Below are 12214 nucleotides of genomic sequence, written 5' to 3'. Positions count from 1 at the left end.
TGTCCTATCCAAGTGAATCATTTTAATTCATCTATTTAATTTATTGAGACGTCCTTTTAAACACTTCTTGGGATATTTTCCGTATTATTGGAAATTTATATTGATTACTCTTTCATTTTCCTTATAAAATTTTTTTTGTTGATATGTAAGCACCTCTTTTTGTTTAATTGATTTCTTAAGAAAAGAAGTTAATGAAGCGACTTGGCTCGACATCTTCCTATTGATATAGATATGAGATTACTTGGACTTGATAAGGATTGCTTCTCTAGCTGGTGGGCAAAGTTACCAGAGGGATCAACCATGGTTGTGCAGCCTAAAATCGATGGGTGTGCAATAGGACTTAGATACAAATATGGACAATTAGTAGATGCCTATACTCGTGACGATAGTGAGATTATTGAAAACATTAGGAATATTAATTCTATTCCTTTGAGTATTGATGACTCTCTAAAAGTTGAAGTTGAGTTGGAGGGAGTTTTATATACACCTTTTTCTAATTCAAAGATCTCGATAGAGCAATTGCTTTCGAACTCATTCTCGGAAATTGACAATAGTACCTCAATTTTATTTAAAGCATTCCAAATTTTTTGCTCTAAAAGTGATGAGTTGTCAGATTTGACCCAACTTCAAAACTGGGGATTCGAGGTCCCCATAACTCTAAGAACTGATGATCCTAGGCAAGTCAAAAGATGGCATTCTCAATGGATCAAGAATGAATTGTTTTCAAATCTTCCTACCAATGGAATCGTTGCTAAATGCAATTCCTCTTTGACTAAGAATTTTTTGGGCTCTAGTCCTTCCTCTCCCAATTGGGCTTTGGCTTTAACTAGATAAATGTCTGATTATTTATTTTGATAGTAGATTTGAACATGTTCTAGCTTTTTATTTGTCACGATTTAATTATCGTTATTTAGATTGCCAAATAAGCTCAATCAAAATATTCTTTATTGAATTGCGCCTATTCTTAATATGCCCTTTACTGACAAGCAAATGTTTGAAGCAATAGAGGCAAATGCGGATGTCAAACTTTGTTTTGAAAGAATTTCTTTCGCATGTAAGGAATTAAAAAGTAAGACCGGCTGCCCTAATGATGATGTTGATCGATTTCTTGAATTCGCTGTTGGTAAGTGGGCCGATTCATCTTCAAAATTCTAATATAAAAGATAATGGCAATATTTTTTATATTGATTTAGGGTTGATCTTTTTTTTTATCCATAAAGCTGACAAAATTGTTTAACGGGAGATAGTAAGTATAGGTATTCCCTAATCTATTTGAATAGAATATATCTATTGTTTTTTTTGTTGGAGTAATGAATAATTTTATCTTTAAAATTTATTTAGTACTTCTGTCTGTGGGTTTTACCACAATATCAATTCTATTATTCCCTATTTCTAGGCAAGCATCAAGCTGGAATCGATGCTTAAGAAAAACATCGGAGACCTTGAGTAAAGTAAAAGCTGTCGAGAAAATGAATGATGAGAGTAAGGAAGTTTTATCTGTGATGATATGCAATGGTGCTGTATTTGAACCCAAATTCAAGTCGAATATTCAATAAAGTTTGTGCGATTATTTTTAGAAGATTTGATTTCCATCCATTTTAAAAAAATTACGATCTATAGCTCTTCGTCTGATTTGATATGAATAATAAATCTAAAGGTAAGGTTCAAAGTAATTATTTCTTGTCGATACTAGCAATTTAATAGAATACCTAATAATCCAGTAAATGCTAAAGGATGTATATAGATGCAGTTCAAATCAGAGCGGTTTTAAGAGATATTAATTTTTTGTTGTAATAAGTAATTTTTTCTGATTCACGCTTTAACAAACATTCAAAAATAAAGCTTTATATATTGAACGATTTGATTATATGAACTTTTCAAATTGCTCTTAGCAGTCTTTAAGGATGCATAGATTTCTCCTTATTTTATAAATATATCCTGCTATTGCTTGCGATTGAGCGTTTTCTAACAGCTAAATGATCTTTCAAATCATTCATATTAGAACATGCCAAAAAGGACTTTTCCTATAAATCAATTGTCTTAACCATGAATAATTTTCCCTATAACCTTGAATTCCTGAGTTTAATCTAGTAGCTTCCGTTCCCATTTTTTTTAGCTTTAATGTCTAGGACTAATGTAAATATTGTAAGTTTGTTAATTATAAGTTAGTATTATAAGTACAACCATTTATTTATCATGCTCACTGGTAAGGATTTATTAGCCAAGGTCAAAGACTTGGGAGATGTCTCAAAATCTGATCTTGTTAAAGCTTGTGGATATGTTTCCACAAAGAAAGGAGGCGGAGAACGTCTTAATTATACTGCTTTTTATGAAGCACTTCTAGAAGCTAAAGGTGTAAACCTAGCAGCTGAAAGTGCTGGTGGTATTGGTAAAGGTGGTAGAAAGCTTAGTTATGTGGCTACCGTCCAAGGAAATGGAAACCTATTGATAGGAAAGGCCTATACAGCTCTTTTAGATCTCAAACCTGGTGATAATTTTGAGATTAAGATGGGACGTAAAGGTTTCCGTTTGGTTCCAGAAGGAGAAGGTTAATCTTTAAAAAACTGAATCAAATCATTTAGATTTAGCCGAGAAGCATATCTGCCTCTCGGCTTTTTTATTTGCTAAATTTTTCTAGTTAAATTTGTCTGATTGCTCATCTATATTTTATTTACCTAGCGAGATCTCTCGTCCCTTTTTTACAGCATTTTCCGTTTTGTACTTAGAGGATTCTTCCTTCTTACGCCTCTTTTTTTTGACTTTTAGCTAAAAAAAATTTTTTCTCAAATATAATTGCATAAACCATTTAGAATTTAATATGTTTTTTGTATTTTCTAGTTTCTTTCTCTAGAGAATTTTAATTATGAAAGTTTTTTCATTTGACGATTTTGTCATTAGAAAATCTAGGGCATTTATTACTCATGATCGAGTCCGTTTGAAATTAACCCTTGTCTAGCGCTCAATTCTCTGGATATGGCCCTTTTGCATGATCAGGTATAAAATCTTTTTTATCTTGTCTCTAATTAGTTATATTCACATTCTGATATCTAATTTCGTTATCCTTATTACCTCGTACGTATTTTTAATTCTTGTTTGATCCCCTTTATAACGAAATTGTTACTAATACTTCAGACTTAATGGTTTATCTCATTCGACATTTTTTTATTGAGCTCGTTTTACCATTGTCTATTTTTGTTGCTGCAATGCTTACTCTTTTTTTGAATTGGAGTTGGATACCTATTTCAAGTATTGAGCGTAAGAGGGGCCTTAGTCTTGAGAAAGTTAAAAAGCATCTATATGAATAAGTTAACTTTAAATTTTTTTTGGGTATCCATACTGGTTGGTTAGATTCCTTCGTAATTATTCAAATAACTAACCATCATTTTATTTTTCTTGTTTGAGCTTGGATTCCAAAATATATGGATAAACCAATCAAAACAATAACTAGTAATGAACTACTACTCCCAAGGATTTCTATAAGCATATGTTGCTTAGTTACTTTAAATCTTATTTTACATATTTAAACTCCTCCGAGGTATTGGATCTATCCTCTCATCAACTGATGTTACAAATGGAATATAAAATGCAAAGTGTTCGCCAAAATTGATGAATGTATTTGAGATAAGTCTTAGCTATTGCATCAATTAATTTTTACGTCTAATTCGTCCTATTGGTTATTATTCTCAAACTATTAAAGTTTTAATATTTGCTCAACTTAGAATTATGAATTCAGTTTGCGTGACTACTTCAGAAAAATTGATGATTTCCGCTGACTGGATGCCATACCTTTCCTTTTAATGTCAGTGAAAATCTTCTTCCCCATAAAAGGAATGGGAATAAAAAATTAGTCATCCTGTTAGACGTGAAAATAATCCTGAGTACTTCTAACAGTGAATCGCTAGGCTCCTTGATCTCAGAGCAAATCCAATTAATCGCATCAGCACCATGCATGATATTTTCATCGCTGATTAGAATTGCTCCTTTATTCAAATCATATCCTTGGTTATAGAGTTGAGTTAATAGGGCTAGATTTTTTCTTCCATCTATTATTTCGAATTCAGGCAGACTGCTTTTTAATTCAATTAATTGTGCAAAGTGATTGCAAAATGGGCATTCACCATCATATATAAATAAACTTTTATCTGACATGATTGATTTATAGTTTTAGTATTGTACATACACTTAGTCTTAAACGTGTCAAAAAAGAAAATAATTTCAGATCATGACTCAAAAATAAGCAGTAAACATATTTTTTAATAATATCTTTTGGGCTTTGTATAAATTCTATATTAATGGTCTACTGATCTTTATTGCCATTAGAGACAATATAAAAAAATAAATTGTCTATTAACATAATAATTTATATATTGATTTATATTATCGTATGCTTTTAGTTGACGACTTATTGATACTTATAAACGAATAAAATCCTTAGCTTCAGCTTTTGAAAACGTTGCTCTTGACATTCTCCTCTTGTATCTGAGGTCGTAATAAAGACATTGGAAGTGCTGTTACTATTGCGAAAGAAAGAACAAGGATTAAATCTGTTGTAAAATGGCTTATGCCTAGCTCTGAGTGAGCAAGAGCAAAGTTCAGTAATGTCATTTTGTTGTATTCAATACTTCTCAATTTTATTTTATTTTGTATATAAAGATATATTGTGTAGTAAAAATTATTGCTCAAACAAAATAAGATTTTTCAAATTTTTAATAACTATATAATTAATCACCTTTAAGCTTTTAATGAGGTTCTGGTGAAAAACCTCACTTGTACTAAAAGTACTTTAGTATTTATCAAGTTTTTGGACGGATGCGTTCATAAGGGACATTATGTTGAAAGTCATAGCCTATGTTCGTTATTCAAATGCATCAATAATGTTTGATTGGCATATCTTTTTGGGTGTTCTCATTTTTTTTATACTTTGTGGAATCTTGATATTTCAAAATCAGATTTGGGAGGAGGAAGACTATTCAAGAAATATAAAAATGGTACGAGTGGAAATCTTCGGCTATTAAGTCAAATAAAGGAGATTTATCTAGAATCTACCCAAGATCAAAAGAATAATCTAATCTGATTTCTTCTTTCTCTAACTATCCAGCCTTAACCTCATCCCTTTGGATTACTGGCTTTTGGGTTTAACATAATTCTTGCTTGTTGAAGCGAAACAAGATAAAAAGAGAAAATAGATTGTGTGTCTCTTTTGATCAGTTATGAATGAAATCAAATGTCCTGAATGTGGTAGTACGATCAGCATTGATGAAGATAGTTACTCAAATATTATTAAGCAGGTGAGAGATCAGGAGTTTGAAGATGAAATGAAGAAAAGACTTGTAATTCTTGAAAGGGATAAACAGAAATCCGTTGATCTTGCTATTCAAAATCTTCGATTACAAATGCAAGAGGCAGCATTTGTAAATGAAAAAAAAATGCAAGGCCTTCAGTCTCAATTGATTTCTGCCCAGGCTGAAAAAACTATGACTGTGAACAAGATTAAGCATGCCTTTGAAAAAGAGAGAGACTCACTTGAGTATTTATTGGAGAAAACAAGAGAAAAGAATGAATTTGATAAAAAACTTGCTGTATCTGACGCAATTACTGAATTAAAAGAAGGGTATGAAAAACTCAAAAATAACTTAGATAAAGTCGAGCTTCAAAAGGAATTATCTGAAAAATCTATAAAAATGAGATATGAAATTCAGTTAAAAGATAGAGATGATTTAATTGAGAGACTTCGTGATATGAAAACAAAATTGTCCACCAAAATGGTTGGTGAGTCTCTTGAGCAACATTGCGAAAATGAATTTAATCGACTAAGGGCGACAGCCTTTCCTAATGCCTATTTTGATAAAGATAATGATGCTAGTTTTGGTAGTAAAGGTGATTACATTTTTCGTGACTGTGATAGTGAAGGAAACGAAATAGTATCTATTATGTTTGAGATGAAGAACGAATGTGATAGCACTTCTAGCAAGAAGAAGAATGAGGATTTTCTTAAAGAGTTAAACAAAGATCGTTTAGAAAAAAATTGCGAATATGCTGTATTAGTTTCTTTATTAGAATCTGATAATGATTTATTTAACGCTGGAATTGTTGACTTTTCATATCGGTATCCAAAAATGTATGTTGTTCGTCCGCAATGTTTTTTACCAATAATTTCTTTATTAAGGAATGCTTCACTTAAGGCTCTAGAGTATAAATCAGAACTAGCAGCTATTAAGGAGCAGAATATTGATATTACAAATTTTGAAAATAGCCTTGAACTATTTAAGGATTCTTTTGGTAAAAATTATGCTCTAGCTTCAAAACGTTTTGAAACAGCAATTATGGAGATTGATAAATCTATTAATCACTTGCAAAAAACCAAAGATGCATTACTTGGCGCTGATAGAAACCTTAGATTAGCTAATGATAAAGCACAAGATGTTTCGGTTAAAAGATTGACCAGAAATAATCCTACGATGAGAGAAAAATTTAATTCAATTAGAAAAAGTGATGCGGCGTAATTTACTTATTAATCTTGAATAAGTAATAGTTTAAATTGACATGAGTGGTTGGCTTTACTTAATAAGAAATAAAGATCTATATAAGATTGGCATAACAAAAAACTTTGAGAATAGGATGAGACAACTCAAGCCAGATAACGTTGTTGCTAAATTATATACTGCTGATTTTGTGAAATTAGAAAGAGAGTTACATAATCGCTATAAAAAGTTCAGAATCCCTCAAACTGAGTATTTTAGATTAGAAAACACTCATATTAAAGAGATAAAAAAAAGAATTTCCATACTTAATTATCCTTTTATTTTAACTTTCGGAATTTGTTTAAAATCAATATTATTATTATTATTATTTTTTTTTCTTACATTAGTAGTTATATCTTTATATATTAATGACTTAAATATCGCTATATCTAAGTCACTTGTTTGGATTGAGCGAATTTCATTTGGACTAGCCTTTATTTCTTTATTTGTTTATTCAGGTAAATATTTAAGTTTTTGGAATGAATTAAAATATAGATCCACTAGATTAATTATTTTTCTTTTCTTTTCTTTCTTATTTCGTCTTGTCGCTATCTTTCTCTCTTGAAATATAGTCATTATCAGTGATATATATCAAAATTAAACAACATTTATGATGTTTAAACTTACCACATGTCTTTGCTTGACTCGTCTTCTTGTTGTTGCTTTAGAAGACCAAGTCTTCTGTCAAACTCAATCTCTTCTTGACTTTTTTGTTCAACCTTAGGGTTTTTATTGCATTTTTCTTTCACTTCAAGAATCTTTGTACTTAAGTCTTCAGAGAAATGATCTTTTATTTCTTCCCATGCTTCCTTCTCTTCAGCATTACCTACAGTTCCTTTGATTTGATCGATAATTATTTCCTTAACAAATTTCCTTAGATCAGTTTCGGTCATAGAGTTAACTCGACTTGATATATACATATCTTTAAGAGTGTCTAATTCTTTGTTGCTCAGATCCTTATAGGTAAGTTCTTCCATTTATTTTTTTATTTAAAAATTATTTATAGACCCAAGTAGCTTCTAATACCGTTGAATGGGGATTAAAATCCAGCACATTTTTTTTTGCTTCCTCTTCATTGTTGGCGATAACAGTCTCTTCATGGCAATTACCTTGATCATTAATCATAGAAACTTTAAATCTCATTTTGAATTTAAATCTTATTTATTTTATTCCAATTATCTTTTAAGACAATTGATTGGTCATAAATGTTGAAAGCTTAACCTTTCATGAGTTTATTTATTCTTACGATCAACTATAGAGTTTATTACAGCTTCAACCAATATGGCTGTAAAGAATAAGCTTAACGATGGAATAAATACTGGATACCAGAGTTTTTGAAATAAATTATAAAAATGAGAGTTCCCATTAACACTTAATACAAAACTAAAAGCTAGATATAAGGAACCTATTATTAAAATATAAAGATTATAAATTAATATATTATCTAATGCTTTTTTCCATTTGGTTTCGTTTTCTTTTTCCATTTAATCTATTCCTATTAAATTTGATTTTTTCATCGTTAAAGTCATCCTGACTAAAAATCAGGAAGTACCCCTGAAGGCATAAAGGTCAATTCCAATTGATTTAAGGTAAAAAGCTCCGCCAATAGCAATTACATTGAGGCAAAAAACAAAAACCCATACTTTCCACGATTGATTTTCGGAATCCATCTCTTTTGATAAAAATTTAATATACATCTCATAATTAGATGTATATATAAATAGTAGCTTTAACTGAATACGAAAAGTATCAACTCAATGCATCAAGATCTCTTCTGTAATGTTTAGAGGATCTAATATCAATGTCATTTGATTTCCAATCGGTATCTTCTAGCAAGTCAGAATATTTTGTACTATTTGATGGAAGTTTTTTTTCTAATCTCCAGCCAGCTTCGCTCAAGAAATCTACGTAGTCTTTAGAAAATACGTCCCCATTGATTTTTGTTGACTCAATTTTTGTTTCTATTTCAGCAGCTGACTCTTCTTTTGTTTGTAATGACATCCGCGTAAAATTAACTCATTTTGTTCTAATCATTTTTTTTTTAAGGTGTTAAGTGTTTCTTGTAGTGTTAACCCTCGCTGGATTGTTTTCAAAGATTAACTATGTTGTTTTTACTAAAACTTCTTTAAGGTGAACTCGAATCCTATTTAATTGTTCTTGACTTCCAAGGAATATCAAAATCATGCCTGGAGAGATAGATACCTTGTTTTTAGGATTACCTATTAATTGACCCGAGACTTTAGTTGCTAAAAGTAGTGCTTCTCCTCGTTTTGAAATTTCAAAAACATATTCATGTTGACTTCTGAAAGTCTCAATTGTTTCAACATGTTCAGTAAGCTTAAATTCTTCTATTTCGCAATCTGAACCTGCAAGTAAATCTATAAAGTCTACAGCTATAGGTCTTAATGCAGAGGCTGCCATTGTTCTCCCTGCCGCAACATATGGACTGACTACTGCATCAGCTCCTGCGAGTTTTAATTTACTAGCAGCTTCCTCGTTCGCTGCCCTAGCGATCAATCTGCAACTATCATTTAGAGCTTTTGCACTAAGAACAACATATAAATTCGCTGCATCATTTGGAAGAGTAACCACTAAGCTACGACAATTGTTTACTCCTGCTAGTAATAATGTTTCGTCCATTGTTGCATCTGCTAATAAGACGTTAAATCCTTTTTCCTCAGCTTCGGTTTTTCTTGTAGGGTCGTTTTCTATTATTAGTGTAGATATTTTTTCAGAATATAATTGGTCAGCAATTTCTTTACCTGTACGACCATATCCACATATAATTACATGATTTTTCATTCTTCTAATTAATCTCCTTAATCGGAGCTCCTCTAATTTTATGAAATATCCTAGTTCAGATAATTGTATAAATCTTTGAAGAGTTAATTGAACTACAAATAATCCCCCTCCGATGATTAAAAAAGTTATAACCCGACCAGCCGAACTCAAAACTTCAACTTCACCAAAGCCTATTGTTGTAATGGTTATCAATACCATCCATAAACAGTCTCCCCAATCCCAACCTTCTGTAAATCGATAGCCTAAAGCACCGAATAAAAATAAGAATATGAGTAAAGATATTGGCGCTCCCCAAACTTTTAGATAGCCTCTAAATTTATTTGTTTTTATCAGATTCAATTTAATTCTTAAGTCTTAATTTTTATAGTATAGTAAAAATTGAATTAAATATTTTTTCGTTTTTATTTCTATTGGTATAAATCTAGCCTATTATATAATCATCCATTTTCTATCATTACTTATAGTATGATTGAATTAAATGTGTTAGTAATCATCTGATATGCAATCTCTTACAGCTGAAGATAAAAAAGAATTATGTAAGGATGCATTCCAAGACATATCTTCAATTCTTGCAGGTTTACGCGATCAGGGTTTATCTGATTTGGAAATTTTTGAGTTTGGCAAGTCACTCATAGATCATTTTGACCCAATTAAAATGGAAATTTTAAAAAAAGAATCAGATTATCAAGATGCTTTGTTTAGAGAAGCTAATGATCTTTAGATGTGTTCTAATCTTTTTTTTCTTTTAGTATTTTACATACATAGTTAGATCATATTTTGCTTTGTTATTCAAGAAAATTTAAGTTTATAATTTTTTTGAGTCATTTTTGTTGTCAAAATTATTCCTCATCAATATTTTGCTTGGGGTTTGTCTTTTGAATATAGTCAATTATTTCTTTGCTCTGCTCTATTGTTAATGATGATAGAGGTGATGAAGCAGGTATTTGTAAGATCGTACATGTTGCAATTATTTCAGGAGGATCAACGCCTAGGGCTTCTGCAAGTTCCTTTACTCTCAATTTAGCCACATTAAAAGTCATTCTAATTAATGATCTTATAAAGATCTATGTTTTTATTTTTTTATTTTATTGCTATGTGTTGAGTTATTAGTTTCGAAATTGTCAAATGAGTGATGATAGTGATTTGAAGTTGACCCTTCACAAAGTTGTCTCTTATGCAGTGCTTCGAATGGAATCTGCATCAGATGCCAATATAAGAAGATGTATATTTGAAGAATATAAGGAATGGTTAGGAACTTCTATTGATGATTGGGTATTGGCATTGCCTAACGATTGGGGTAGGTCTGATATGAAGTTTTATTAGAATATTTATATTTAAGTTCATAACATAAATTGTTTATATTTAAGAAAATTAATTAAAGTTTTTTTGAGCACACTCGTATCCTGATTCTCTAATATCTTTATCTTCATCAATAATTGCTTTTAGAGCACAATCACAATAGTTTATTATTGCATTTTCTGATATTGACTTAGTTGCAGGATTGCCTAAAGCACTTGAAACGCAGTCATCCATTTGACTTTCAGGATATGAATAGGCTGTTCCAGAATAAGTAAGAAGTATAATAGATATAATTAAGATTGCCTTCATTTTATGTTTAGTAAAGTATTAACTCTACATTTTATATTGATCATTGATTAAGTTACTCTTTAAATATTTATATTTTGTTGTTATTTTATTAATATTTAATTAAATAGGTCTTTGATATTCTAAGGTGTTTAATCTAATTAATGTATTTGCTTTTCTTAAATGTCATTAGATCACTTAAGAAGATTTTTAAAGGAAATGCAGAATGACGACATTTTAAAAGATGAGGTTCTTTCATCCTCAACCGCAGATGACGTTGCCCTGATTGCCTTACGCAAAGGGTATGAATTCTCAGGCGATGAATTGCTTCGATTTTCAGGTAAAAAAGTTGGAAGAGTTACAGTACAAAAGAATGATGTACCAGGAGAATATAATTAAAAAGTCTATTTTCTTCTTCTTAGCTCATTAACTATTCTATCCCACTTTTTACCGGCATTGAGATAAGAATTTCTCTTTTGCCTGTTGATTAAATAAATAAATATACACATAGTTAATATAAATATAATAACTATTACAAAGTTTAAATTCACTTTACTTAAATATTCGTACATTTTTATTATATAGATATCTATTTAATGTGTCAGTTATAAATCAATCACACATAACTTCGATTTGGCATTAAGTGATCCTACTCAATTTAATAACGATATTTTCCCATTTCCTTTCTTTTTCAACTAAGATAGTTTGAAATTCTTACTAATTTTATGGATATTACATTAATAGCTATAGCTATTTTTATCTTGGTTGCAATAGTATTTCTTGGACTATATTTGTTTAAAAGTATTAATAAAAAATCTTTTACAGCAGAAGATGGTTCTGTTTTTGATAACGAATCTGATCTAGATGTTTATAATAAGCTATATGAGAAGACAAAGCCTTTATTTAGCAGTGATGCTGAGAAAGGTTCTGCACAGTCAATACTAGGCTTTGAGAAATCATTCATAACTAATCTATCATCAGAAGGTTTTCCAGATTTAAAAACACTTGTCAAATATCGTAAGCAATTTAAGTCATTATCAGATTTGATTAATACTTAGTTTAATTTTGGTACTTTGACGTATCGGTATACTAATATCAATATAATTTTTAAGTAAAAATGAGTAAGGCAGGATATTCAGAAGAACAACTATCTGAAATGAGGGAAGATGCCTTTGTAAATATCAAAGAAGCTTGTATGAGACTTCAAGAAAGAACAAGGTGTAGTAACGAAGTCGTCATAAAAATGCTAAATGAAGTTTCTCAATTTTATATTACTCAAGTCGAGAAAAATAATATATAGAGGACTT

General features: G+C 30.3%; 20 protein-coding genes. 11 read left to right on the top strand and 9 right to left on the bottom strand.

What is annotated here, in order from left to right; all coding sequences use genetic code 11:
• Positions 1-201: 201 nt before the first annotated feature.
• The 4 genes from PMN2A_RS05065 to PMN2A_RS05050 all read left to right on the top strand — a co-directional run bounded on the left by PMN2A_RS05065 (position 202) and on the right by PMN2A_RS05050 (position 2553).
• Positions 202-834, top strand: coding sequence for an NAD-dependent DNA ligase (locus tag PMN2A_RS05065; RefSeq protein WP_011293947.1), 633 nt, complete (start codon positions 202-204; stop codon positions 832-834).
• A gap of 156 nt (positions 835-990) precedes the next feature.
• Positions 991-1155: a hypothetical protein gene (locus PMN2A_RS05060; protein ID WP_225866281.1), complete on the top strand. Its 165-nt coding sequence runs from the start codon at positions 991-993 to the stop codon at positions 1153-1155.
• A gap of 155 nt (positions 1156-1310) precedes the next feature.
• Complete coding sequence (locus PMN2A_RS05055) at positions 1311-1556, top strand: hypothetical protein (protein ID WP_011293946.1); 246 nt, start codon at positions 1311-1313, stop codon at positions 1554-1556.
• Positions 1557-2196: 640 nt separating this feature from the next.
• Positions 2197-2553 (top strand): AbrB family transcriptional regulator, encoded by a 357-nt coding sequence (locus PMN2A_RS05050; RefSeq protein WP_011293945.1) that lies wholly within the window; start codon positions 2197-2199, stop codon positions 2551-2553.
• A 1194-nt stretch (positions 2554-3747) separates the two neighbouring features.
• On the opposite strand, the gene PMN2A_RS05040 is transcribed toward PMN2A_RS05050, so the two are convergent.
• Both PMN2A_RS05040 and PMN2A_RS10510 read right to left on the bottom strand, forming a co-directional pair.
• Positions 3748-4149 carry a DCC1-like thiol-disulfide oxidoreductase family protein gene (locus PMN2A_RS05040; RefSeq protein ID WP_011293944.1) on the bottom strand — a complete coding sequence of 134 codons (402 nt, stop codon included), beginning with the start codon at positions 4147-4149 and terminating at the stop codon, positions 3748-3750.
• Between the two features lie 288 nt (positions 4150-4437).
• Positions 4438-4605 carry a hypothetical protein gene (locus PMN2A_RS10510; protein ID WP_187146433.1) on the bottom strand — a complete coding sequence of 56 codons (168 nt, stop codon included), beginning with the start codon at positions 4603-4605 and terminating at the stop codon, positions 4438-4440.
• Positions 4606-5210: 605 nt separating this feature from the next.
• On the opposite strand from PMN2A_RS10510, the gene PMN2A_RS05030 reads away from it, so the two are divergent.
• Both PMN2A_RS05030 and PMN2A_RS05025 read left to right on the top strand, forming a co-directional pair.
• Positions 5211-6503, top strand: coding sequence for a DUF2130 domain-containing protein (locus PMN2A_RS05030; protein WP_011293943.1), 1293 nt, complete (start codon positions 5211-5213; stop codon positions 6501-6503).
• Between the two features lie 40 nt (positions 6504-6543).
• A complete protein-coding gene (locus PMN2A_RS05025) occupies positions 6544-7086 on the top strand; it encodes a GIY-YIG nuclease family protein (RefSeq protein ID WP_011293942.1) in 543 nt (180 codons plus the stop codon).
• A 58-nt stretch (positions 7087-7144) separates the two neighbouring features.
• On the opposite strand, the gene PMN2A_RS05020 is transcribed toward PMN2A_RS05025, so the two are convergent.
• The 5 genes from PMN2A_RS05020 to PMN2A_RS05005 all read right to left on the bottom strand — a co-directional run bounded on the left by PMN2A_RS05020 (position 7145) and on the right by PMN2A_RS05005 (position 9662).
• Positions 7145-7498 (bottom strand): DUF7326 family protein, encoded by a 354-nt coding sequence (locus PMN2A_RS05020; RefSeq protein ID WP_011293941.1) that lies wholly within the window; start codon positions 7496-7498, stop codon positions 7145-7147.
• Between the two features lie 19 nt (positions 7499-7517).
• On the bottom strand, positions 7518-7646 hold the full coding sequence (locus tag PMN2A_RS10995) for a hypothetical protein (RefSeq protein ID WP_263892328.1): 129 nt from the start codon (positions 7644-7646) through the stop codon (positions 7518-7520).
• A 107-nt stretch (positions 7647-7753) separates the two neighbouring features.
• Positions 7754-8005 (bottom strand): hypothetical protein, encoded by a 252-nt coding sequence (locus PMN2A_RS05015; protein WP_011293940.1) that lies wholly within the window; start codon positions 8003-8005, stop codon positions 7754-7756.
• 265 nt (positions 8006-8270) lie between these two features.
• Positions 8271-8522 (bottom strand): hypothetical protein, encoded by a 252-nt coding sequence (locus PMN2A_RS05010; RefSeq protein WP_011293938.1) that lies wholly within the window; start codon positions 8520-8522, stop codon positions 8271-8273.
• A 99-nt stretch (positions 8523-8621) separates the two neighbouring features.
• Positions 8622-9662 carry a potassium channel family protein gene (locus tag PMN2A_RS05005; RefSeq protein ID WP_011293937.1) on the bottom strand — a complete coding sequence of 347 codons (1041 nt, stop codon included), beginning with the start codon at positions 9660-9662 and terminating at the stop codon, positions 8622-8624.
• A gap of 160 nt (positions 9663-9822) precedes the next feature.
• Between PMN2A_RS05005 and PMN2A_RS05000 the strand changes: the two genes are divergently transcribed.
• The gene (locus tag PMN2A_RS05000; RefSeq protein WP_011293936.1) at positions 9823-10044 is read left to right on the top strand and encodes a hypothetical protein; all 222 of its coding nucleotides are present in this window, start codon (positions 9823-9825) and stop codon (positions 10042-10044) included.
• A 118-nt stretch (positions 10045-10162) separates the two neighbouring features.
• Here the strand turns inward: PMN2A_RS05000 and PMN2A_RS04995 are convergent, their stop codons facing one another.
• Positions 10163-10363 carry a translation initiation factor IF-2 N-terminal domain-containing protein gene (locus tag PMN2A_RS04995; protein ID WP_011294995.1) on the bottom strand — a complete coding sequence of 67 codons (201 nt, stop codon included), beginning with the start codon at positions 10361-10363 and terminating at the stop codon, positions 10163-10165.
• A gap of 85 nt (positions 10364-10448) precedes the next feature.
• On the opposite strand from PMN2A_RS04995, the gene PMN2A_RS04990 reads away from it, so the two are divergent.
• Entirely contained in the window at positions 10449-10646 is a 198-nt protein-coding gene (locus PMN2A_RS04990) for a hypothetical protein (protein WP_011293935.1), read from the top strand.
• Positions 10647-10694: 48 nt separating this feature from the next.
• Here PMN2A_RS04990 and PMN2A_RS04985 read toward each other — a convergent pair whose 3' ends face one another.
• Positions 10695-10931: a hypothetical protein gene (locus tag PMN2A_RS04985; protein ID WP_011293934.1), complete on the bottom strand. Its 237-nt coding sequence runs from the start codon at positions 10929-10931 to the stop codon at positions 10695-10697.
• 159 nt (positions 10932-11090) lie between these two features.
• Here PMN2A_RS04985 and PMN2A_RS04980 point away from each other — a divergent pair, with 159 nt between their 5' ends.
• The 3 genes from PMN2A_RS04980 to PMN2A_RS04970 all read left to right on the top strand — a co-directional run bounded on the left by PMN2A_RS04980 (position 11091) and on the right by PMN2A_RS04970 (position 12207).
• On the top strand, positions 11091-11306 hold the full coding sequence (locus tag PMN2A_RS04980) for a Nif11-like leader peptide family natural product precursor (protein ID WP_011293933.1): 216 nt from the start codon (positions 11091-11093) through the stop codon (positions 11304-11306).
• A 326-nt stretch (positions 11307-11632) separates the two neighbouring features.
• Positions 11633-11965, top strand: a complete 333-nt coding sequence (locus PMN2A_RS04975) for a hypothetical protein (RefSeq protein WP_011293932.1) — start codon at positions 11633-11635, stop codon at positions 11963-11965.
• Between the two features lie 59 nt (positions 11966-12024).
• Positions 12025-12207: a hypothetical protein gene (locus PMN2A_RS04970; protein ID WP_011293931.1), complete on the top strand. Its 183-nt coding sequence runs from the start codon at positions 12025-12027 to the stop codon at positions 12205-12207.
• Positions 12208-12214 lie beyond the last annotated feature (7 nt).

The organism is Prochlorococcus marinus str. NATL2A, from assembly GCF_000012465.1.
GTDB lineage: Bacteria > Cyanobacteriota > Cyanobacteriia > PCC-6307 > Cyanobiaceae > Prochlorococcus_B > Prochlorococcus_B marinus_B.
This window is presented reverse-complemented; position numbering and strand designations above follow the sequence as displayed.

Coding starts and splice junctions, on each gene's coding strand:
- PMN2A_RS05010 (WP_011293938.1), bottom strand. CDS start 8,522: ATGTCATTACAAACAAAAGAAGAGTCAGCTGCTGAAATAGAAACAAAA.
- PMN2A_RS10510 (WP_187146433.1), bottom strand. CDS start 4,605: ATGACATTACTGAACTTTGCTCTTGCTCACTCAGAGCTAGGCATAAGC.
- PMN2A_RS04980 (WP_011293933.1), top strand. CDS start 11,091: ATGTCATTAGATCACTTAAGAAGATTTTTAAAGGAAATGCAGAATGAC.
- PMN2A_RS04990 (WP_011293935.1), top strand. CDS start 10,449: ATGAGTGATGATAGTGATTTGAAGTTGACCCTTCACAAAGTTGTCTCT.
- PMN2A_RS05000 (WP_011293936.1), top strand. CDS start 9,823: ATGCAATCTCTTACAGCTGAAGATAAAAAAGAATTATGTAAGGATGCA.
- PMN2A_RS04995 (WP_011294995.1), bottom strand. CDS start 10,363: ATGACTTTTAATGTGGCTAAATTGAGAGTAAAGGAACTTGCAGAAGCC.
- PMN2A_RS05040 (WP_011293944.1), bottom strand. CDS start 4,149: ATGTCAGATAAAAGTTTATTTATATATGATGGTGAATGCCCATTTTGC.
- PMN2A_RS04970 (WP_011293931.1), top strand. CDS start 12,025: ATGAGTAAGGCAGGATATTCAGAAGAACAACTATCTGAAATGAGGGAA.
- PMN2A_RS04985 (WP_011293934.1), bottom strand. CDS start 10,931: ATGAAGGCAATCTTAATTATATCTATTATACTTCTTACTTATTCTGGA.
- PMN2A_RS05055 (WP_011293946.1), top strand. CDS start 1,311: ATGAATAATTTTATCTTTAAAATTTATTTAGTACTTCTGTCTGTGGGT.
- PMN2A_RS10995 (WP_263892328.1), bottom strand. CDS start 7,646: ATGATTAATGATCAAGGTAATTGCCATGAAGAGACTGTTATCGCCAAC.
- PMN2A_RS05020 (WP_011293941.1), bottom strand. CDS start 7,498: ATGGAAGAACTTACCTATAAGGATCTGAGCAACAAAGAATTAGACACT.
- PMN2A_RS05015 (WP_011293940.1), bottom strand. CDS start 8,005: ATGGAAAAAGAAAACGAAACCAAATGGAAAAAAGCATTAGATAATATA.
- PMN2A_RS04975 (WP_011293932.1), top strand. CDS start 11,633: ATGGATATTACATTAATAGCTATAGCTATTTTTATCTTGGTTGCAATA.
- PMN2A_RS05030 (WP_011293943.1), top strand. CDS start 5,211: ATGAATGAAATCAAATGTCCTGAATGTGGTAGTACGATCAGCATTGAT.
- PMN2A_RS05060 (WP_225866281.1), top strand. CDS start 991: ATGTTTGAAGCAATAGAGGCAAATGCGGATGTCAAACTTTGTTTTGAA.
- PMN2A_RS05050 (WP_011293945.1), top strand. CDS start 2,197: ATGCTCACTGGTAAGGATTTATTAGCCAAGGTCAAAGACTTGGGAGAT.
- PMN2A_RS05025 (WP_011293942.1), top strand. CDS start 6,544: ATGAGTGGTTGGCTTTACTTAATAAGAAATAAAGATCTATATAAGATT.